This window comes from Pseudomonas sp. PSB18, from assembly GCF_014596565.1.
In the GTDB taxonomy this organism is placed as follows: Bacteria; Pseudomonadota; Gammaproteobacteria; order Pseudomonadales; family Pseudomonadaceae; genus Aquipseudomonas.
The window spans coordinates 153788-174064 of the sequence record NZ_NOIN01000005.1 but is presented as its reverse complement, the minus strand read 5'-3'; the positions used below and the strand labels follow the sequence as shown (position 1 = coordinate 174064).

At 62.6% G+C, this 20277-nt stretch carries 16 protein-coding genes; 13 read left to right on the top strand and 3 right to left on the bottom strand.

Translation table 11 applies throughout. The features are described from left to right. Window positions 1–36: 36 nt before the first annotated feature. The 10 genes from CGA22_RS14315 to CGA22_RS14270 all read left to right on the top strand — a co-directional run bounded on the left by CGA22_RS14315 (window position 37) and on the right by CGA22_RS14270 (window position 14674). The gene (locus tag CGA22_RS14315) at window positions 37–2460 is read left to right on the top strand and encodes a TonB-dependent receptor (protein ID WP_188258627.1); all 2424 of its coding nucleotides are present in this window, start codon (window positions 37–39) and stop codon (window positions 2458–2460) included. Between the two features lie 318 nt (window positions 2461–2778). Then, window positions 2779–4155, top strand: a complete 1377-nt coding sequence (locus CGA22_RS14310) for a diaminobutyrate--2-oxoglutarate transaminase (protein WP_041020896.1) — start codon at window positions 2779–2781, stop codon at window positions 4153–4155. Between the two features lie 168 nt (window positions 4156–4323). Further along, window positions 4324–6108: an IucA/IucC family protein gene (locus CGA22_RS14305; RefSeq protein ID WP_041020895.1), complete on the top strand. Its 1785-nt coding sequence runs from the start codon at window positions 4324–4326 to the stop codon at window positions 6106–6108. Next, window positions 6101–7312 (top strand): type III PLP-dependent enzyme, encoded by a 1212-nt coding sequence (locus tag CGA22_RS14300; RefSeq protein ID WP_041020894.1) that lies wholly within the window; start codon window positions 6101–6103, stop codon window positions 7310–7312. Before CGA22_RS14305 ends, CGA22_RS14300 begins: the two co-directional genes overlap by 8 nt. A 32-nt stretch (window positions 7313–7344) precedes the next feature. Next, on the top strand, window positions 7345–8715 hold the full coding sequence (locus CGA22_RS14295; RefSeq protein WP_188258638.1) for a DHA2 family efflux MFS transporter permease subunit: 1371 nt from the start codon (window positions 7345–7347) through the stop codon (window positions 8713–8715). Between the two features lie 16 nt (window positions 8716–8731). Further along, window positions 8732–10588 carry an IucA/IucC family protein gene (locus tag CGA22_RS14290; protein WP_041020893.1) on the top strand — a complete coding sequence of 619 codons (1857 nt, stop codon included), beginning with the start codon at window positions 8732–8734 and terminating at the stop codon, window positions 10586–10588. Continuing rightward, complete coding sequence (locus tag CGA22_RS14285) at window positions 10582–11364, top strand: HpcH/HpaI aldolase family protein (RefSeq protein WP_041020892.1); 783 nt, start codon at window positions 10582–10584, stop codon at window positions 11362–11364. Before CGA22_RS14290 ends, CGA22_RS14285 begins: the two co-directional genes overlap by 7 nt. Next, entirely contained in the window at window positions 11361–13244 is a 1884-nt protein-coding gene (locus tag CGA22_RS14280) for an IucA/IucC family protein (RefSeq protein WP_041020891.1), read from the top strand. The genes CGA22_RS14285 and CGA22_RS14280 overlap by 4 nt, the downstream gene beginning before the upstream one ends. Before the next feature lie 4 nt (window positions 13245–13248). Further along, a complete protein-coding gene (locus CGA22_RS14275) occupies window positions 13249–14070 on the top strand; it encodes an IucA/IucC family C-terminal-domain containing protein (protein ID WP_052435080.1) in 822 nt (273 codons plus the stop codon). Further along, window positions 14063–14674: an RraA family protein gene (locus tag CGA22_RS14270; RefSeq protein ID WP_188258626.1), complete on the top strand. Its 612-nt coding sequence runs from the start codon at window positions 14063–14065 to the stop codon at window positions 14672–14674. Before CGA22_RS14275 ends, CGA22_RS14270 begins: the two co-directional genes overlap by 8 nt. Before the next feature lie 9 nt (window positions 14675–14683). Here the strand turns inward: CGA22_RS14270 and CGA22_RS14265 are convergent, their stop codons facing one another. After that, window positions 14684–15085 (bottom strand): hypothetical protein, encoded by a 402-nt coding sequence (locus tag CGA22_RS14265; protein WP_177329274.1) that lies wholly within the window; start codon window positions 15083–15085, stop codon window positions 14684–14686. Window positions 15086–15346: 261 nt separating this feature from the next. Here CGA22_RS14265 and CGA22_RS14260 point away from each other — a divergent pair, with 261 nt between their 5' ends. Further along, a complete protein-coding gene (locus tag CGA22_RS14260; protein WP_041023784.1) occupies window positions 15347–16426 on the top strand; it encodes a peptidase M42 in 1080 nt (359 codons plus the stop codon). 171 nt (window positions 16427–16597) lie between these two features. Here CGA22_RS14260 and CGA22_RS14255 read toward each other — a convergent pair whose 3' ends face one another. Together CGA22_RS14255 and CGA22_RS14250 are read right to left on the bottom strand one after the other, a co-directional pair. Continuing rightward, on the bottom strand, window positions 16598–17077 hold the full coding sequence (locus CGA22_RS14255; RefSeq protein WP_041023783.1) for a DUF1348 family protein: 480 nt from the start codon (window positions 17075–17077) through the stop codon (window positions 16598–16600). 57 nt (window positions 17078–17134) lie between these two features. Further along, a complete protein-coding gene (locus CGA22_RS14250; RefSeq protein WP_041023782.1) occupies window positions 17135–17704 on the bottom strand; it encodes a TetR/AcrR family transcriptional regulator in 570 nt (189 codons plus the stop codon). A 193-nt stretch (window positions 17705–17897) separates the two neighbouring features. Between CGA22_RS14250 and pssA the strand changes: the two genes are divergently transcribed. Beyond that, entirely contained in the window at window positions 17898–19241 is a 1344-nt protein-coding gene (gene pssA, locus CGA22_RS14245) for a CDP-diacylglycerol--serine O-phosphatidyltransferase (protein ID WP_041023781.1), read from the top strand. A gap of 11 nt (window positions 19242–19252) precedes the next feature. Further along, window positions 19253–20269 (top strand): AraC family transcriptional regulator, encoded by a 1017-nt coding sequence (locus tag CGA22_RS14240; protein WP_041023785.1) that lies wholly within the window; start codon window positions 19253–19255, stop codon window positions 20267–20269. Window positions 20270–20277 lie beyond the last annotated feature (8 nt).

Here is a 20277-nt window from a genome sequence, read left to right as displayed (position 1 = left end):
TTCAAGGCAAGTGCACAAAAACGAGAGCTCCTCCCAATGTCCGCAGTAGTCCCTTTGCATGTTCGCCCGGCCCTTGCCGGCTGGCGTCCGCTGTTGAACCTGAGTCTCATGCTGAGCCTGAGCGCCAGCCCGTTCCTCATCTCATCCAGCCAGGCCGAAGAAGCGGCCCGGCGCAGCTACCAGGTGCCGGCGGGCAGCCTCAGCGCGGCACTGACCCGCTTCGCCGGGTTGGCGGGAGTCAACCTGTCGGTGGACCCGGCCCTGGTGAGTGGTCGCAACAGCACCGGTCTTTCGGGGGAGTATGGGGTGGAGGAGGGTTTTGCCCGATTGCTGCAAGGTTCCGGCCTGCAATTGCAATCGGTGGGCGAACAGGCCTACACCCTGGCCCCGGCGCCGGAGGGCGGCAGCCTGCAACTGGCGCCCACCTCGATCCTCGGCGCCGCCAGCTCGGAGGAAGGCGAGGCGTATGCCGGCGGCCAGGTCGCCCGTCGTGGTTCCCAAGGCTTGCTGGGCTCGCGCGACTTCATGGAAACGCCGTTCAGCATGACCACCTACACCAGCGAGACCGTCAAGAACCAGCAGGCCCGAACCCTGGGCGACCTGGTCAACAGCGATCCTTCGGTGCGTGCGACCAACCCGGCGGGTGGGCGGTATGAGCAGTTCACCATTCGCGGTTTCAGCCTGTTCAACAGCGATGTGGCCTATAACGGCCTCTATGGCATCCTGCCGACCTATACGATCGACATGGAAATGGCCGAGCGCGTCGACATCCTCAAGGGACCGAGCCAGCTCATCAACGGTATTTCGCCGCGGGGCAGCGTCGGGGGCGGGATCAACGTGGTGCCCAAGCGCGCCACCGACAAGCCCATCACCTCGTTCACCGGCAGCTACGCGTCCAACAACCAGCTCGGCGGTGCCGTGGACGTGGGCCGGCGCTTTGGCGAGGACAACAAGTTCGGCATCCGCTTCAACGGCGTGAAACAGTCCGGCGATACCGAGTGGGATCACCAGAGCGTGGACCGCGAAATGGCGGTGGTTGGCCTGGATTTTCGTGGTGAGCGGCTGCGTGTCTCCACGGACATCGGCCACACCGAGCGCGATACCGATGCGCCGCAGGAGCGTGTCCAGGTTGGCGCCAATGCACAGGTTCCCCATGCCAGCGATGTGCGCAACAACTATGCCCAGCCCTGGAGCAAGGCGCGAACCAATGACACCTTCGGCATGGTGAACGCCGAATACGATGTCAGCGACTCGACGATGCTGTATGGCGGTGTCGGTGCGCGTGAGAGTCATCACGATTTTCTTCGGCATAACGTTTCGGTCACCAATGACGCGGGTGATTTCACTGTTTCCCCCCGGGATTTCACCCGGGACGAAAGCGTCCGTACAGCCAATGTCGGGGTGCGCAACTGGTTCCACACGGGGCCGGTAAGTCATGAGGTCAACCTGGCCGCCAGCTATTTCTACATGGACTTCACCAACGGCGGTGCCCGCTATGCCAACGGCAGCAGCAACCTGTATGACCCGGTGGAAACCACGACGCCAGGCACCCCTACGCGCAAGGATGACAAGGTCTACACCGAGAATCACTTCAGCGGTGTGGCGTTGTCCGACACCCTGGGGTTCTTCGATGACCGCTTGCTGCTGACCCTCGGCGCCCGCTGGCAGCGGGTGGAAGTGGACGACTGGACCGCGGGCGTCAAAGGTGCAACTGCCTATGACGAGGAAAAAGTCTCGCCATCGGGCGGCATCCTGTTCAAGGCCACCGATAAGCTGTCGCTGTATGCCAACTACATGGAAGGCCTGAGCCAGGGCAAGATCGCGCCATCAACCTCGATCAACGAGGACGAGATTTTTCCGCCATTCATCAGTCGCCAGGTCGAGGTAGGGGCCAAATACGACGCCGGTCCGTTCGCCTTGACTGCCGCTCTGTTCCGGATCAAGCAGCCGGCCTACGCGACCGACGCCACGACACGTGTCTTCGGCCCGAACGGCAAGCGCGAAAACACCGGCGTGGAACTGAGCGTCTTCGGTGAACCCCTCAAAGGCACCCGACTGCTCGGTGGCGTGATGTACATCGACAGCGAGCTGACCAACACCACCGGCGGCACTTACGATGGCAACCGCGCGCCGGCCACGCCGAAATACAACGTCAACCTGGGTGCCGAGTGGGACGTGCCGACTGTGCAGGGCCTGACCCTGACCAGCCGCGGCATCTACTCCAGCTCGCAGTACCTGGACCAGTCCAACACCAAGGAAATCGATTCCTGGGTACGCTTCGATGTCGGTGCGCGCTATGGCTTCAAGGTCGATGAAAAGCACATCACTCTGCGTGCCAACATCGAGAACGTGGCGGACAAACGCTACTGGAGTTCGGCCGGGGCTTCGGACGACAGTGAGCCGGGTCTGACACTGTCGACCCCGCGCACCTACCTTCTGTCGGCTACCGTGGATTTCTAAGTTGTGTACAGCTCCAGGGACGGAGCTAATTTCCAATAGTTATAGATCGTTCTGATATTGATTGATATTAATCTGCAATTATTTGAGGCCTGTAATTCGATATAAAAGCTGATTAACACGGCTTTCGGCGCTGATATTAAAGTGCCTTTCTTCATATGTTTATTCCTGAGTAATCCAATTCACTTCGGTGAAGTTTTCCTGCGCGTTATTCAAACAGCAATCGAATCCGAAAACTTCCAATTTATTTGAAATTAAATATTGCACTCATCAGCGAATGAGAATAATTTGCATATCGGGACTTAATCAGGATTGATTCTCATGTTGAATGAAAGTGCTGTACGCATCGATTCTTTGCAGAAGGACAATGCCCATTATCTGCGCCGCCAAGGCCAGTTCGAATCCAATGTTCGCAGTTACCCACGCAAATTGCCCCTGGCCATCGCCAAGGCCCATGGCGTATGGGTGACGGACGTAGAGGGCAAGACCTACCTCGACTGTCTGGCGGGGGCCGGAACATTGGCCTTGGGCCATAACCACCCAGACGTCATGGCCAGCATCGATTACTTCATCTCCTCGGGCATGCCCATGCACACCCTGGACCTCACCACGCCGCAGAAGGACGCCTTCAGTGAAAAGCTGTTGAGCCTGCTGCCAGGGCAGGGACGCGACTATTGCCTGCAATTCTGCGGGCCGTCCGGGGCGGACGCGGTAGAGGCGGCGCTCAAGCTGGCCAAGACGTTCACCGGGCGCAGCAACATCATCAGCTTCAGCGGTGGCTACCACGGCATGACCCACGGTGCGTTGTCGGTGACGGGCAACACCGGGCCGAAGGATGCCGTGGCGTCCTTGATGCCGGGCGTGCAATTCATGCCGTACCCCCATGAATATCGCTGCCCGCTGGGCATCGGCGGTGAAGCCGGGATTGAAGCATTGGGCTATTACTTCACCCAGTTCATCGAGGACGTCGAAAGCGGAGTGTCGCTGCCCGCAGCGGTGATTCTCGAGGCGGTGCAGGGCGAGGGCGGTGTCAATTGCGCCCCACCACAATGGTTGCGCCGTATCCGCGAGGTCACTCAGCGGCACGGTATCCTGCTGATCATCGATGAAGTCCAGGCGGGCTTTGGCCGCACCGGCAGGATGTTCGCGTTCGAACACGCTGGCATCGAGCCGGACATCATTGTCATGTCCAAGGCGGTAGGAGGGGGATTGCCGCTGGCGGTGCTGGGCCTCAAGCGTGAGTTCGATGCGTGGCAGCCGGGCGCCCACACCGGGACATTCCGGGGTAACCAGATGGCCATGGCCACGGGGCTGGCGACGCTCAACGCCTTGCAGCAAAAGGACTTGCCGGCCCAGGCCGAACGTCGTGGCGCCTGGCTCAAGACTCGACTGATGGCACTGCAGCAACGTTATCCGGCCCTCGGCCAGGTGCGAGGTCGCGGGTTGATGCTCGGCATCGAGATCGTCGATGAGCGCCAGGCCCCTGATCGCCTGAACAGCTATCCGGGCGACCCCACCCTGGCCGTTGCCATCCAGAAACACTGTTTCGACCACGGGCTGCTGCTTGAGCGAGGGGGGCGCCAGGGCAACGTGATCCGGTTGTTGCCGCCGTTGATCATCGATGACGAACAATGTGCGCTGGTAATGGAACGATTTGAACAAGCGCTGCAGGCTGCACTTTCACAAGAACGTCATTAAACAATCATTCGATATATACGTGACTATACAAGTCATATCCGTCACTTGATAAACAGCTAAACAATTTTCCCGAAGTTGGGAAGGCGGGCACCTATTGTCCTGGCGCTGCACAAACGAACTTGCCCAGACATGAAGTCATCCGTAACCCGCAGGTTACGAGGAGTAACTATGCAATATCCCGATCGTGCTGCTTTATCCCACCGCGTCAGCGAATTGGCGAGTACTCGCGCCTTGCTCAATTGTTTGATCAAGGAATTCGCATTGCCGGAAAACTGCCTGGATTATCACTGGCCCCGGGATATGCGTGGCATTGCACCCGGAAGTTACCTGGAAGGGCTGCAGTCGAAGGGAATTCCCCTGACGATCAGCCTGCCCAACGGCCAGCAGTTCTTCGTGCTGGTGGATCGTCGCGACCGTCTCGGCAGCCATCGCTACCTGTCCGATGTGTATGCGCGGCAGGGCGATACGTCGTGGAGCAACCTGGCATTCCCCGAGTTCGTCGCGCAACTGCTCGGTGCGTGTGAGCACATGACCTGTGCCAGCAACGGCGAGTTACTCGAGCAGGTGCTGCAAAGCCAGTCCCTGACCGCCGCCATCGTCGCCCACAACATCGACGCTGAGGGTCCGGCGCCGCTGAGCAACTACCTGGCCAGCGAACAGGGGCTTTGGTTTGGTCATCCGAATCACCCGGCGCCCAAGGCGCGGCTCTGGCCGGCCCATCTGGCCCAGGAAACCTACGCGCCCGAATTCCAGGCGCGGACGGCACTGCACCTGTTCGAGGTCCCGCGCGAAGGGCTGCGGATCTCCGCCAACGGGTTGACTGAAGAGCAAGTACTGGCCGGGTTCGCCGACCAGAGCCGTGCCCGGCCGGGCCGGGCGATCATTTGCCTGCACCCGGTCCAGGCACAGCTGTTCGTGCAAGACCGGCGGGTGCAACAGCAACTGGCGCTGGGCGAGCTGCGCGACCTGGGCACCACCGGTGCGCTGGCCAGCCCGACGGCCTCCATGCGCACCTGGTACATCGAAGGGCATGACTATTTCATCAAGGGCTCGTTGAACGTGCGCATCACCAACTGCGTGCGCAAGAACGCCTGGTATGAGCTGGAAAGCACCCTGATCATCGACCAACTGTTCCAACGCTTGCAGCAGACCCAGCCGCAAACCCTCGGCGGCCTGTCCACCGTGGCCGAGCCGGGTTCGTTGAGCTGGGCACCCAGGCACGCGAGCGAAGCCGACAGCCACTGGTTCCGCGAGCAGACCGGCGCGATCCTGCGGGAGAACTTCTGCCGTCGCGGCGGCGCCGACGTCAGCATCATGGCCGGTACGCTGTTCGCCCGGGATATCCACTCTCAGCCGCTGGTCCACGAATTCCTGCAGGGTTTCAACGGTCAGGCGCTGGAGGACGGGCAACTGCTCGACTGGTTCGACCGCTACCAGGCGTTGTTGCTGCGTCCGGTGCTGGCGCTGTTTTTCAACCACGGCGTCGTGATGGAGCCGCACCTGCAGAACAGCGTGCTGATCCACGACGACGGTCAGCCACAGCAACTGCTGCTGCGGGATTTCGAAGGGGTCAAGCTGACCGAGGAGCTGGGCATGTCCGGCATTGACGTCGGCCTGCATCCCCGTGTGCGACAGTCGCTGGTCTATAGCCGCGAGCAGGGCTGGAGTCGCATCAGTTATTGCCTGCTGATCAACAACCTGTCCGAAGCGGTGCTGGCCCTGAGTTGGGAGCGTCCGCACCTGGCTCCGTTGATGTGGGAACGGGTGGCGCGTCAACTGCGCAGCATTCGTCAGGAACTGGTACGGCCGGCGCCGGAACTGGACGCGTTGATCGCTGGCGAATCGATCCCCTGCAAGACCAATCTGAAGGTGCGCCTGGCCGCCAAGGCCGATCGTCAGGCCGGTTACGTCAGCCTGCGTTCGCCTTGGGGCGAGGAGGTGCGTTATGCGTGACCTGCCCGAAACGGTGATGGCCGCCATCGATGCGGCCCGACGCAACAGCGAAGATCCGCTGGCGCTGTTTGTCTATGACCTTGAGGCGCTGACCCGGCATGTCAGCGAGGTCATGGCCGCGCTGCCCTCTGGTGTGGAGCTGTATTACGCGATCAAGGCCAACAGCGAAGCGCCGCTGCTCGCCGCCCTGGCCCCCCTGGTCAGCGGTTTCGAGATTTCCTCGGGCGGCGAGATCGAGCGGGTCGTGGCGTGCCCGACGCGCAAGCCCTACGTGTTCTCCGGGCCGGGCAAACTCGATTCGGACCTGCGTGCCGCCCTGGAGAACGGCGTCGAGGCGATCCATCTGGAAAGCCTCAATGAAATCGACCGCCTGCAACGTCTTGCGCAACAGGCCGGTCGTGTCCAGCCGGTGTTCATCCGCATCAACCCGCAGTTGCCGTCGACCCTGTCGAGCAAACTGGCGATGGCCGGCACCGCGACGCCTTTCGGTATCGATGAAGCGGAGTTGCCGGAAGCCGTGCGACGGGTGCAGGCGTTCAGTCACCTGAGTCTCAAGGGTTTTCATGTGCATGCGATGTCCCACCAGAACTCGGTGGAGCGGCACGAGCAGCTATTGGACTTCTACCTGCACCGCTGGGCCGAATGGAAAGCGCTGGCGACCGGGGACGAGCAACCGACCCACTTGAACGTCGGCGGCGGCATCGGCGTCGACTACCTGAGCGACCAGCGCTTCGACTGGCAGCGTCTGTGCCGGCACCTGGGCAAGTCCCTGGGGCGGCATGAGCAGGCGCCGGTGGTGCGTTTCGAGCCGGGCCGTTTCATCAGTGCATTCTGTGGTTATTACGTGATCGAAGTGCTGGACACCAAGACCAGCCATGGCGAGCACTTCCTGGTCTGTCGTGGCGGAACCCATCAGTTCCGCCTGCCGGCGGCCCAGAGTCACGATCATCCGGTCATTCACCTGCCACGCCGGCGCAAGCCGCAGCCGTACACCGCGCAGGCCTGGACCGTGGTCGGCCAGCTGTGCACGCCCAAGGATGTGTTGAGCCGCGGCCGCCAGTTGCAAGGCGCTGAGGTGGGTGACCTGTTGGTACTGCCCATGGCCGGTGCCTATGGCTACAACATCTCCCACGCGGATTTCCTGTGTCATCCGCGTCCGCTGCAACAGTTCGTCGGCGCCACTGCGCCTGGAGCGCGGTTGTGACGGTGCCGCGTCACTGGGTGGTGATCAACGTCATGTTGGGCACGCTCACGGTCAGCCTCAATAACAGCTCGCTGAACCCGGCGTTGCCGGCGTTCATGGCGGCGTTTGCCATCGGGCCGCTGATGGCGACCTGGATCGTCGCGGGTTTCATGACCGCCATGGGCATGACCATGCCGCTGACCAGCTTCCTGAGCCAGCGCCTCGGCCGCAAGCGCTTGTATCTGTGGGGCGTGGCGCTGTTCATCGGCAGTTCGCTGATGGGCGCGGTGGCTGACTCGATAGTAATGGTGATTGCGGCACGGGTGGTCCAGGGGATCGCCAGCGGGCTGATGATCCCGTTGTCCCTGGCGATCATTTTCTCGGTGTATGCCAAGGACGAACGGGGGCGGGTCACGGGGCTGTGGAGTGCCGTGGTCATGCTCGCGCCGGCGGTGGGGCCGTTGTGCGGCAGCCTGCTGCTGGAGTGGTTCAGCTGGCGCTCGCTGTTCCTGATGAACGTGCCCATCGGGCTGGTGGCGCTGATCCTGGGAGTGGGCGTGTTGCCGGTTTCCGAACCGCCGCAGCGCAAACCGTTCGATTTCGCCGGGTATCTGCTGATCGCCTCGGGCATCGGCTTGCTGATGGTCGCCACCAGTCGCCTGCACCACGCCGACGGCCTGCTGGACCCGCTCAACCTGGCGATGTTGACGGCGGGCGTGCTGTGCCTGATCGCCTTCGTGCGCGTCGAGCTGAGCCGTTCGGAGCCGCTGCTCAACCTGCGGATCTTCAACCTGCGCGGCTACCGCCTGAGCGTGATCATCGCCGTGGTGCAATCGGTGGGCATGTTCGAGTGCCTGGTGCTGGTGCCGCTGCTGGTGCAGATGGTGCTGGGCCACAGCGCGATCTGGACCGGGTTGGCCCTGCTGTGCACCGCCGGGTTCGCCAGCCTGTTCGGCCAGATGGGCGGCAAGCTGCTCGACCGGCACGGGCCACGGACGGTGGTGTCGGCGGGCATGTTGCTGACCGGTGTGTCGACCCTGGCCCTGGGCATGCTCACCCCCCAGGCCAGCATTGCCACGGTGTTCGTCTTGATGATGGTGCGCGGTGCCGGGCTGGGGCTTTCCTATATGCCGGTGACCACCGCAGGGCTCAACGCCTTGCCGGAGCCGATGGTCACCCAGGGCGCGGCGATGAACAACATCTCCCGGCGTCTCGTGTCGTCGCTGGCCATCGTGATCGCCTCGCTCTGGCTGGAAATGCGCCTGGGCGCCGAGGCAGGTTCTGCGCTGCGCACCTCGGGCGCCGTCAGCGAAGTATTCATCGCCACCGGCGTACTGATCCTGTTGGCCTTGCCCTGCGCCTGGCGCTTCCCCATGCCGGAACGGGCGGCCTCGGTGCCGTCCGCGGCCCTTGAACAACGTTAAACGATAAGGAATTCCCATGACGATTTTTGAACAAGCCCCGCAGTCCAGCGCCCCAGGCGCCTGGCTGGCGGGCACCGATGCCGATGTCCGGGTAAAAGTCCAACAGCGGGTGGTCGGTCAACTGCTGCAAACCCTGCTGTACGAAGACGTGCTGGCGTACCAGTGTCAGGCGCTGGCGAACGGCCGCTATCGTTTCACCGTGCAAGGCACCGATGCCGCGCTACAACCGGTGCAATACCACTGCAACGGCCTGCGCAGCAGCAGTTTCGAGCTGATCCGCCTGGATCACGCCAGCCTTGAGCGCGTCGATGCCGAGGGCCACTCCCAGGCACCTGACCTGCACCAGGCGCTGGCCGAACTGCTCAGCGAATTCGAGGGCAGCGCCCACCTGCCGCGCTTTATCCAGGAGCTGGAGCAGACCCAGCTCAAGGATCTGCAATCCCGCAGCCAAGGCTACCGTGCACCGCGTGCGCCCCATCGGCTGGATGTGGATGCGCTGGAACAGCACTTCATGGACGCCCACAGCTACCACCCGTGCTACAAATCGCGGATCGGTTTCTCCCTGCACGACAACACCCGCTACGGGCCGGAGTTCGCCAACCCCATCGCCATCGTCTGGCTGGCCGTGGCCAAGTCCTGCGGGGCGATGAACCATTCCAGCAAGATGGATTTCAACGCGTTCATCCGTCAGGAAGCAGGGGAGACGCGCCTGCAACAGCTGGCGACGATTCTCGAAGGCCGCGGTCAGTCGCCGGACGCTTACTGGGTGATTCCCGTGCATCCGTGGCAGTGGGAAAACACCATCGTCCCGACGTTCTACCCCGAACTGCTCAGCGGCGAACTGATCTACCTGGGTACCTCGCAGGATCAGTACAAGGCCCAGCAATCGATCCGCACCCTGGCCAACGCCAGCGCGCCCGAGCGCCCTTATGTCAAGCTGGCGATGAGCATGACCAACACCTCCAGTACGCGGATTCTGGCACGGCATACGGTGATGAACGGGCCGATCATCACCGACTGGCTGCAACAGTTGATCGCCACCGACAGCACCGCCCGCGCCCTGGATTTCGTCATCCTCGGTGAGGTGGCCGGGGTCAGTTTCAGCTACGACCACCTACCGGCCACCCGCGCCCCTCTAGCCTACGGCACCCTCGGCGCGATCTGGCGTGAAAGCCTCCATGCCTACCTCAAGCCCGATGAGCAAGCGGTGCCGTTCAATGGCCTGAGCCATGTGGAAAACCGCTACGGCCAGGGCGAGCAGCTGCCATTCATCGATGCCTGGATCGCCCAGTACGGTTTGCAGGCCTGGACCCAGCGGCTGCTGGACGTCACGGTGCCGCCGATCATTCACATACTCTATGCCGAAGGCATCGGCATGGAGTCCCATGGCCAGAACATAGTGCTGATCACCCGGGACGGTTGGCCGCAACGCATCGCCCTCAAGGACTTCCACGATGGGGTGCGTTACTCCCCGGCGCACCTGGCGCGGCCGCAGCTGTGCCCGACCCTGGTGCCATTGCCCGCCAGCCATGCAAAGCTGAACCGCAACTCGTTCATCCTCACCGATGACGTGAACGCGGTGCGGGACTTCTCCTGCGACTGTTTCTTCTTCATCTGCCTGGCGGAAATGGCGATTTTCCTGCGCCAGCATTATCAGTTGGATGAAACCCGCTTCTGGCAGATGACCGCCGACGTCATCACGGCTTACCAGGCTGCGCACCCGCAACACCGCGAGCGCTTCGGGCTGTTCGACGTGTTCGCGCCTTCCTATGAAGTGGAAGAGCTGACCAAGCGTCGTCTGTTGGGCGACGGCGAGCGGCGCTTCAAGTCGGTGCCCAATCCGCTGCACGCCTTCAGGCCGCAGCCATGCTGAGAACCAATCAACTGAAACTCAAGCTCGGTGCCGGCCAGGCTGCCTACGGCCTGATCAGCTCGATTCCGTCGGCGATGGCGATCGAGTTGATCGCCGAGGCGGGCTACGACTTCGTGATCATCGACATGGAGCATGTGCTGATCAACCCGGAAACCGTGGAGCACATGATCCGCATGGCCGAAGCCTACGCCATCACACCCTTGGTGCGGGTGGCGGACCTGAATCCGAAAACCCTGCTACGTCTGCTCGATGGCGGCGCCCAGGGCGTCGTGTTGCCGATGATTGAAAGCCCGGCGCAACTGGCCGAGGCGATTGCCGCGTGCAAGTACCACCCGTTGGGGCGGCGCAGCCTGAATGCCGGGCGCCCCGGTTCGTTTGGCAAACACAGCCTGGCCGAATACGTGGGGCTGGCCAACGAGCAAATCATGGTGGTGGCGATGATCGAAAGCGCCGAAGGCGCACGGCGTGCGGCGGACATTGCGGCGGTGCCCGGCCTGGACATGATCCTCGAAGGCGCGGCGGACCTGTCCCAGTCCCTCGGCACGCCCTGGCAGATCGACACGCCGGCGGTGCAACAAACCTTGCTGGACACTTGGCAGGCGGCCCGCGAAGCCGGGGTTCCCTATTGCGCCATTCCCCGCCAACCCGACGACCACGCCCGCTGGCGTGCCCGAGGGGTTAACACCTTTGTACTGGGCGACGAGCGCGGCATCGCGTTCCGCGCTCTCCAGGGCCGCTTGGCCACACTTTCTTCACAAGGACATGAATCAAGATGACTCGCCTGACCTCACAAGCCCTGGCCCACGCCGCCGATATCGTCATGCAGGATCTGGTGGATTGCCTGCTGGCCGAACATTTCTTCGGCAGCGAGCCGTTGCCCCTGGTACGCACCGGCGACTGGCAACAGGCCCACCCAAAAGCACCGGCGCTCGCCGGGCTGACCCCGCAACAGCGCATCTGGGATTGGTGCTACGACCCGACCGAACAGCGCTTCATCAGCATTGCCCTGCGCGCGGGCATCACCCAGCAGTGGGAAAAAGTGCCGGGCACACCGGTGCTGGCGCGCCAGGAGGAACAATGGACCGTGCTCTCGCCGGAAGACTTCATGAAGCGTGTGTTCGGTTCGATGGCCGAGCGCTTCAAGGACAACGATAAAGGGCTGGCGCTGTTTCTCGATGTGCTGCGCACCAGCGTGAAACAGACGGCGTTGTCCCTGTCCCATGCAGTGGATGACCGTGAGTTGATGACCCAGGATCCGGCGACGTTTTTCCGCACCATGGAACAGTGGGCCTCGCTGCGTGATCGTCCCTATCACCCATTGGCCAAGGCCAAGCAAGGGCTCGACGACGAGGAATACCTGCGTTACCAGGCCGAATTCGCCCGCCCGGTGGCCTTGAACTGGGTGGCGGTGGACCGCACGCTGCTGCAATGCGGTGGAGGCGTGGGGGATCTAGCGCAGTGCTATCCGGCACGTTATCTGTTGCCTGAACCTCTGCAGGCCCGACTCGCCGGGGAAATGCAGGCACGGGGCCTGGCCGACAGCCACATCGCGCTGCCGGTTCACCCCTGGCAGTGGGAACACGTGCTCGACAAACAGTTGGGTGAGGTATTCGCCAAGGGCGACTGCCGGCGCTTGAGCTTCAACGAGGGTGACTTCTTCGCCACCTCGTCGCTGCGCTCCATGACGCCGTGCTTCGATAGCGCCGACTACCTCAAGCTGCCGATGGCCATCCATTCCCTGGGCGCGTCGCGCTATTTGCCGGCGGTGAAGATGATCAACGGCGGACTGAGCGAAGCCTTGCTCCACGAGGTATTGGATAAGGATGCGTCCCTGCACCAGTCGCTGCACCTGTGCGACGAGGGCAAGTGGTGGGCGTTCATGCCACCCGAGGCCACGCTGTTCGACGAGGCACCACGGCACCTGTCGGCCATGGTTCGGGGTTACCCGAGCGCGTTGCTCAATGACGCCGACACCCGCCTGTTGCCCATGGCCGCCCTGGGTACGCCGCTGCCGGATAGCAACCGTCACTTCTTCGATGACTGGATGCAGTATCGCAACCTGCCGGCGGACGCCGAGTCGGTCATGACCCTGTTCCGCGAGCTGGCTCGCAGTTTCTTCGACATCAACCTGCGCATGTTCCGCCTCGGCATGTTGGGGGAGGTCCACGGTCAGAACGCGGTGCTGGTGTGGAAGGACGGCCATGCCGAAGGCCTGCTGCTGCGCGACCACGATTCGCTGCGGATCTTCGTGCCCTGGCTGGAGCGCAACGGGATGGCGGACCCGGTGTACCGCATCAAGAAAGGCCACGCCAACACGCTGTACCACGAGCGTCCCGAAGACCTGTTGTTCTGGCTGCAGACCCTGGGCATCCAGGTCAACATGCGGGCGATCATGGACACCCTGGCGCAGGTCTACTCGATGCCGGTGAATGGCTTGTGGCAGGCCCTGCGGGACGTGCTGGACGAACTGATCGAGACCATCGACTTCGATGCCGAGGCCCGGGCGATGCTCAAGGCGCAACTGTTCGACGCGCCGAACTGGCCGCAGAAACTGTTGCTCACGCCGATGATCGAGCGGGCCGGTGGGCCGGGCAGCATGCCGTTCGGCAAGGGCGAGGTGGTCAACCCGTTCCGCCGGCTGTCGCTGGAGGCTTGAGGGCATGGCGGCCACTCGCGTGCTCGGGATCGAACCGGCGTTCGCCGACGGTGCCTGCCGGTTTACGGCCGGCGAGTGGGCCGTGCTCAGCGGCCCCTTGCGGCTGAAACCGGCAGGGGAACGGGATTCGTCGCGTTCCCTGGCGGCCCATGAGCTGTTGAATGGCGGTGTGTGCCTGCGGCTGTTGGACGAGCTGACGCCCATCCTCGGCTCGCCGTCCCGGGCAATCACTGCCTCGCTGTTGAGCAAGCGACTGTCGTTCCTCGCCACCAACACCTGTCTGTATGCGTTATCGGCCTGTGACAAAGGGCTGCGGATGTCCTTGGACAACAGCGTCATCGAGTATGGTCACGACGAGGGACGCTGGACCTCGTCGATGCCATTGCTGGACCTGGAGCCGTGGACCTATTCCGTCGGCGAGCGGGAGGTATGGCGTGAAGCGGTGGTCGGCAGCCTTTTCGCCGGGCTGCTCAAGCCATTGTGGGATCGGTTCACCCAGGTCAGCGGCATCTCCCGACGCATCCTCTGGGAAAACACGGCGGTGCGGGTCTATTCGCTGTATGAAAAACGCATGGACAGCCTGCGAGACCCGTCCACGCGCCAGCGCGTCGACGCCGACTTCGACTGGCTGCTGAACCAGGCCGATCCTGAGCTATTCGGCCTGGATTACAACCCGTTGCAGCATTTTCGCCGAGCCCCCATGCCCCTGGCCGATGGCGGCTGTCGACGGTTGCGGCGCACGTGCTGTTTCTATTATCAGGCGAGCAACCCGGTCGAATACTGTTCGGCCTGCCCGTTGCTGCGAAGAAGGACAAGACATGAATGATTCAATCGCGCCAGCGCAGGTCACTGACTCGCTATTGGCACAGTACCGGAGTATCGCTTCGTCCACCTTGGGGCATTTCACCGACAGCGGTTACCTGCGGGGCATTCGCCCGCTGTTCGATAACCTGCGCATGCTTGGCAAGGTGGTCACGGTCAGGCTGTTCACGCCTGACGGCAGTGTCTTGCGCGAAGCCTTGTTGCTGAGCGAGCCGGGGGATGTGTTGGTGGTGGAATGCGTGGGAGATCCCGACTGTGCCTGCTGGGGAGAGCTGCGCACCCTGGCCGGGCTGATCAAAGGCCTGGCCGGTGTCGTGGTGTGCGGCGCAGTGACCGATGTGGCTGCCTTGCGGGCCCATCGCCTGCCGGTGTTCAGTCGTAGCGTCAGCGCTTTCACAACCCGCAGTCTAGGGCTCGGCGGCGAAATCAATCAGCCGATCCGGGTGTCGGGCGTCACCGTGCATCCGGGCGACCTTGCCATCGGCGATGACGACGGTGTGTTCATCCTCGGGGCGCAACAGGCTATCGATCTGCTGCCCAAGCTGCTGGCGAAAGAGCAGGCGGATCGGCAGAAAAGAGCCGAGTTCCTGCAACGGATCCGGCTCTGAGGCTGAGCGTCAGGCGTCGCGGAACAAGTCGTGGGCATCCAGCAGGCGCCAGGCGATTTCCGGGCGTTTTTCCAGCCCGCGGCGAATGGCGGCCGGGATCGATTGGCGGATCTTGCGGCAGAGGCCGGGTTGTTCCTGGAATTCGATGGCGATACCGCGCATGGTGCGGACTTCGTTGTAGCCCGGCTCGATGGTCAGGCGGATGCCCAGGTTTTCGTAAAGCCGCTGCTGCAACCGTTCGAGTTCGGCCAGGTCCTGGATGTTTTCCAGCCGTTCGAGCAGGCGCTTTTCTTCCTGGCGATTCAGGCAAAGGATGCGCAAGTCGCTGCCCGCCGTTTCCAGCAAGGCCTCGCGGCCGCAATCGCAGACGCCAGGCGGGCAGGGGGGACGGATCGGAATCGACGCGGTCATGGGCTCCACAAGTCTGCGCTACGACAAAGAAAGCCGCCCTCGGGTCCAACGGCGGCCCAGGCAATGTGATGCCTGGCGACAGTGCGGTCAACCCTGTCATAGGGCCGCCGGTCTGTCACCGGTATGGCCCGCTCGTCTGTTTATCCGCCGATCCGATCAAATTTTCCAGGGCGAGCACCCTCAAGACAGACAGGACGTTGCGGTCCGCTCCGTCATCGTATCGCGATGGTCCTCGTGGCAAGCATAAGGAGAGTCCGATCGATGCAAGCGAACCTGTCTACATTACCGTTGCTGGAAGAGTTGCTGATGGCCCGCGGACCGGGCGGGCAGGAAGACGAAGTCCGGCAAGTCTGCCTGCGGGAGCTGGAGCCCCATTGCGACAAGACCTGGGTCGACCCGGCCGGCAACGTCATCGGGCTGATCAAGGGCGCGGCCGGCGGAAGCGGCACCGAAACTCCGGTCAGGGTCATGGCTCACCTGGACGAAATCGCCATGCTGGTCAAACGCGTCGAGCCCGATGGCACGTTGCGGGTGGTGGCCTTGGGCGGCGCTAACCCGATCAATTTCGGCGTGTGCCCCGTGGACATCCTGGGCGATCGGGATTTCATCCCTGGTGTGCTGTCGTTCGGCTCCATGCACAGCACGGCCGAAACCCATCAGGGGGCGGATGTCCTGTCCGGGAATGTGCATTGGGAAGACGTCCATGTGATCACCCGTTCTTCCCGGGAACAACTGCACAGGCACGGTGTGCGTCCTGGCACGCGGGTGGTGTTGAGCCAGCATTGGCGTCGGCCGTTTCGGGTGGGCGATGCGATTGCCGCGCATTTTCTTGACGACCGCGCGCCGATGGTCGCGACCTTGCAGGCCGCCGCGCTGTTGGCCGAGCGCCGGGCGGAACTGGTCGGTGAGGTGTATTTCGTCTTCACCACCCAGGAAGAAGAATCCAATGCCGGAGCGCTGTACGCCGCCGCCCATCTGCCGGGCGAAGTGACCGTTGCGGTTGAGGTCGGGCCGGTGGTTCAGGAATACGGAACCCGGCTGAGCGTCAACCCGATCATCAACACGGGGGACGAAAAAGGCTGCTACAGCCGGAGGATTGTCGACCAGTTGTACCGTGCCGGCGAACGCTGCGGCCTGGCGCCGCAATTTGCATTGCTTGTGGATTTTGCCAGTGATGCCAGCGCCGTCATGGGCAGCGGCGTGTCGGCCATGGGAGGTTGTATCGCCATACCCACGGAAAACACCCATGGGTATGAGCTGATCCTGGAAGGCAGCATCGAAGCCTGCGCGGGGACGCTACTGGAGTTCCTGCTCAATCGGACCGAGGGTGGGCAGGACTGAAACACATGTGGGCCAAGGTGTGCCAGCAGGATTCGAGCCTCACCGCAGGATCCTTGTGGGAGCGAGCCTGCTCGCGATGACGGCGGCCCATTCAACACTTGAGCAAACAGACCCACCGCTATCGCGAGCAGGCTCGCTCCCACAGTGGGCCAGGGTTGGCAGGCGTTGTGTCTACAACCCCAGTTCGGACAACCCAGGATGATCGTCCGGCCGACGCCCCAGGGGCCAGTGGTATTTGCGTTCGCTTTCCTTGATCGGCAGGTCGTTGATGCAGGCGTAGCGGTTGCGCATCAGGCCTTGTTCATCGAACTCCCAGTTCTCATTCCCATAGGAACGGAACCAGTTGCCCGAATCGTCGTGCCATTCGTAGGCATAGCGCACGGCGATGCGGTTGTCGGTGAACGCCCAGAGTTCCTTGATCAGCCGGTAATCCAGTTCCTTGGCCCATTTTCGGGTCAGGAAGGCCTTGGCTTCTTCGCGGTTATGGACGAATTCGGCGCGGTTGCGCCATTGGGTGTCCAGGGTGTAGGCCAGGGACACGCGCTGTGGGTCACGAGAGTTCCAGCCGTCCTCGGCCAGGCGAACTTTCTCGATGGCCGATTCACGGGTGAAAGGCGGCAACGGCGGACGGACTTCTGCAGGGGACGACATGGCAATTCTCCAGCGAGTGATGAATCAATTTTCATGACCGTCGACGAGGCAGGTTGTTTACTTCTTTTCAACCAACAACACGTTCAACATGTCCTGGGCGTGATCGGCGGCACTGTGATCGCCCATAACCAATGCGACAGTAATGGCACCGTCAATCAGAATAAGTAACTGTCGGGCCAGGGCCTCGGGATTTTCGACGCCTTGTTCAGTACATAACCGGGTGACGTAATCGAGCAACTTCTGTTTATGCAACTTCGCCAATTGGCGAACCGGATCCTGCGGGTCTCCGGTTTCACCACTGGTATTGATGAACGCACAGCCTCTGAAGCCGTCGCTGTCAAACCAGCCCTTGAGCACGGTGAACAGGTTGTACAGCCGTGCAGCCGGGGTAGGGGCCTTGTCGACCTCGGTGCTGAACCAGTGCATCCAGCGCTCGTCCCGTCGCGCAAGGGCGGCCAGGATCAGCTCGTCCTTGTTGGCGAAATAGCGGTAGACACTTTTCCTGGAGACGCCGGCGGTTTTCACCAGAAGATCCATCCCAGTGGCGGCAATACCACTTTTATAGATCAGTTTTTCGGCGACATCGAGGATGATGTCTCGTGTGTCGTTGCTGATGATTTCGTTCATGTCGGCAACAGTAGAACGATCGTTCTTCTTGGTCAAATGTTTTTTCTGTCGCTGCACTTTCCGGCGTACGGCTTGCTGGCGAAGGCGCCCCCGGTATCGCAATCTCCAGCAAGCGGTACTCCCACAGAGTCCCAAACCCATCCGCCATGGTGTAAGCTCAGCGGCTCTTCGGAATCGACCTTTTGCGAGCCCTATGCCGTCGCTTTTCAAACGCTCCCTGCTGCCCAAGCTGCGCAGCTTTGCACTGACCGCCGATGCCGTGACCATCCTCGATGGCGCAGCCGAATTCCGCCGTTGCCTGCTGGAGAAGATCGCCCAGGCCACCCAGCGCATCTACATCGTCGCCCTGTATCTGCAACAGGACGAAGCCGGCCAGGAAATCCTCGATGCCTTGCATGCCGCCAAAGCGGCGCGTCCGGAACTGGACGTGGTCGTGGTGGTGGACTGGTTGCGGGCCCAACGCGGGCTGATCGGCGCGAAGAAGCAGCCGGGCAACTCGGCGTGGTACCAGGAGCAGACGCGCATCCATGCCAGCGAAGTGCCGATCTACGGCGTGCCGGTGCAGACCCGCGAACTGTTCGGCGTGCTGCACCTGAAAGGTTTCGTGATCGACGACTGCGTGCTCTACAGCGGTGCGAGCCTGAACAACGTCTACCTGCACAAGTTCGACAAGTACCGCTACGACCGCTATCACCTGCTGCAGAACACGGCGCTGGCCGATTCGATGCACCACCTGGTGCAGCACGGCCTGATCACCTCCAAGGCCGTGCATCGCCTGGACCTGCCGAACCTGCCCAGCACCCGCAGTTTGCGCAAGGACATCGGTGACCTGCGCAGTCGGCTCAAGTACGCCGCCTATGACACCACGGCCGGTAGCCTCGACAAGAGTGGCCTGTCGGTGAGCCCGTTGCTGGGCGTCGGCAAGAACAACCCGCTGAGCCGGGCGATAGGCGAACTGATCGCCAGCAGCCGCCAGCAACTGACCATTTGCACGCCGTACTTCAACCTGCCCCTGGCGGTGACCCGGGAGCTCAACCGCGCCCTGGCCCGTGGGGTCAAGATCGACATCATCGTCGGCGACAAGACCGCCAACGACTTCTTCATCCCGCCCAGCGAGCCGTTCAAGATCATCGCGGCGCTGCCTTACCTGTATGAAATCAGCCTGCGTCGCTTCGCCAAGCGGCATCAGCGCTACATCGACAGCGGTCAGTTGAACCTGCACCTGTGGCGTGACGGCGACAACAGCTATCACCTCAAGGGCATGTGGGTCGACGAGCGCTACACGCTGCTGACCGGCAACAACCTGAATCCGCGGGCCTTTCGCCTGGACCTGGAAAACGCCTTGTTGCTGGACGACCCCAAGGGCGAGTTGCTGGAACCGCGTCAGGCCGAGCTCGAGCAGATCTACCGGCACACCCGCAGAATCGAACGCTACCTGGACCTGGAAGCGCTGCCGGACTACCCGGCGGCGGTGGCCAAGTTCCTGAAACGGGTCAGCCGGGTGCGGATCGAGCGGCTGCTTTACCGGATCCTGTGAATACCGGCGCCATGGCCGAAAAAGACACCATCTCCATCCAGCTGGTGCGTGAGGCGTTGCTGCAAAGCTGCGCCCCAGGCCCGGCAACCGATGAAGTGCTGAGCAAGGTCGGCATCGACCCCGTATGGCTCGACAACTCTCAGGCGCGGGTGCCGGCCGCCGCCTATGCACGGCTCTGGCGCTTGCTCGCAAGGCGCCTTGACGATGAGTTCTTCGGCATGGACCCGCGCAAGCTCAAGTCCGGCAGCCTGGCGTTCCTGTGCCGGTGCGCCATGGCGCAGCCGACACTGGCGGCCGGCCTGACGGCGGGGCTGGGGTTCCTGTCGCTGATGCTTGAACAGTTGCCGGCCCAGTGGGTGCGTCAGCAGAGCCTGGCGGAAATCGTCCTGCTGGAAGACGATCAGGAGCCACGCCGGGCCTTTACCTACTTCACCTATTGGATGATCGTCCATGGCGTGGCCTGCTGGCTGGCAGGGCGACGCATTCCCATTCTGTCCGTCGAGCTGCGCTGCCCGGCGCCGGACTTCTGCGACGACTACCGGGTGATGTTTTCCCAGAACCTGCGCTTCGACCGCCCCCGTACCCGGATGATCTTCGCCGCCGAGTACCTGGACCTGCCCATCCGCCGCAGTGCCGAGGAACTCAAGCGTTTCCTGGCCAGGGCACCGGCCAACATCCTGGTCAAGTACCGCGACCCGCAGAGCCTTGCCAGCCGGATCCGGCACGACCTGCGCCAATTGCCGGCCGAGCAATGGCCGGAAACCGAAGCCCTGGCCCAGCAGTTGTGTGTGTCGGCGTCGACCCTGCGCCGGCGCCTGGCGGAAGAAGGGCAGACCTACCAGGGGCTCAAGGACAGCGTGCGCAAGGAGCTGGCGATCACCTGGCTCGCCGAACCCTCCATCAGTTTCGTCGACATCGCTTCGCGCCTGGGTTTCGCCGATGCCAGCTCGTTCTACAAGGCGTTCCGCAAGTGGTCCGGGTCCAATCCGGGGCATTATCGCAGCCTGATTCTCAACGATCCCCGCTGATTCAGTTT

Bases quoted from the DNA above. Each gene is read 5' to 3' on its own strand.
- CGA22_RS14240 (WP_041023785.1), top strand. From the start codon at position 19,253: ATGGCCGAAAAAGACACCATCTCCATCCAGCTGGTGCGTGAGGCGTTG.
- CGA22_RS14300 (WP_041020894.1), top strand. From the start codon at position 6,101: ATGCGTGACCTGCCCGAAACGGTGATGGCCGCCATCGATGCGGCCCGA.
- pssA (WP_041023781.1), top strand. From the start codon at position 17,898: ATGCCGTCGCTTTTCAAACGCTCCCTGCTGCCCAAGCTGCGCAGCTTT.
- CGA22_RS14285 (WP_041020892.1), top strand. From the start codon at position 10,582: ATGCTGAGAACCAATCAACTGAAACTCAAGCTCGGTGCCGGCCAGGCT.
- CGA22_RS14310 (WP_041020896.1), top strand. From the start codon at position 2,779: ATGTTGAATGAAAGTGCTGTACGCATCGATTCTTTGCAGAAGGACAAT.
- CGA22_RS14315 (WP_188258627.1), top strand. From the start codon at position 37: ATGTCCGCAGTAGTCCCTTTGCATGTTCGCCCGGCCCTTGCCGGCTGG.
- CGA22_RS14260 (WP_041023784.1), top strand. From the start codon at position 15,347: ATGCAAGCGAACCTGTCTACATTACCGTTGCTGGAAGAGTTGCTGATG.
- CGA22_RS14290 (WP_041020893.1), top strand. From the start codon at position 8,732: ATGACGATTTTTGAACAAGCCCCGCAGTCCAGCGCCCCAGGCGCCTGG.
- CGA22_RS14295 (WP_188258638.1), top strand. From the start codon at position 7,345: ATGTTGGGCACGCTCACGGTCAGCCTCAATAACAGCTCGCTGAACCCG.
- CGA22_RS14275 (WP_052435080.1), top strand. From the start codon at position 13,249: ATGGCGGCCACTCGCGTGCTCGGGATCGAACCGGCGTTCGCCGACGGT.
- CGA22_RS14270 (WP_188258626.1), top strand. From the start codon at position 14,063: ATGAATGATTCAATCGCGCCAGCGCAGGTCACTGACTCGCTATTGGCA.
- CGA22_RS14280 (WP_041020891.1), top strand. From the start codon at position 11,361: ATGACTCGCCTGACCTCACAAGCCCTGGCCCACGCCGCCGATATCGTC.
- CGA22_RS14265 (WP_177329274.1), bottom strand. From the start codon at position 15,085: ATGACCGCGTCGATTCCGATCCGTCCCCCCTGCCCGCCTGGCGTCTGC.
- CGA22_RS14305 (WP_041020895.1), top strand. From the start codon at position 4,324: ATGCAATATCCCGATCGTGCTGCTTTATCCCACCGCGTCAGCGAATTG.
- CGA22_RS14255 (WP_041023783.1), bottom strand. From the start codon at position 17,077: ATGTCGTCCCCTGCAGAAGTCCGTCCGCCGTTGCCGCCTTTCACCCGT.
- CGA22_RS14250 (WP_041023782.1), bottom strand. From the start codon at position 17,704: ATGAACGAAATCATCAGCAACGACACACGAGACATCATCCTCGATGTC.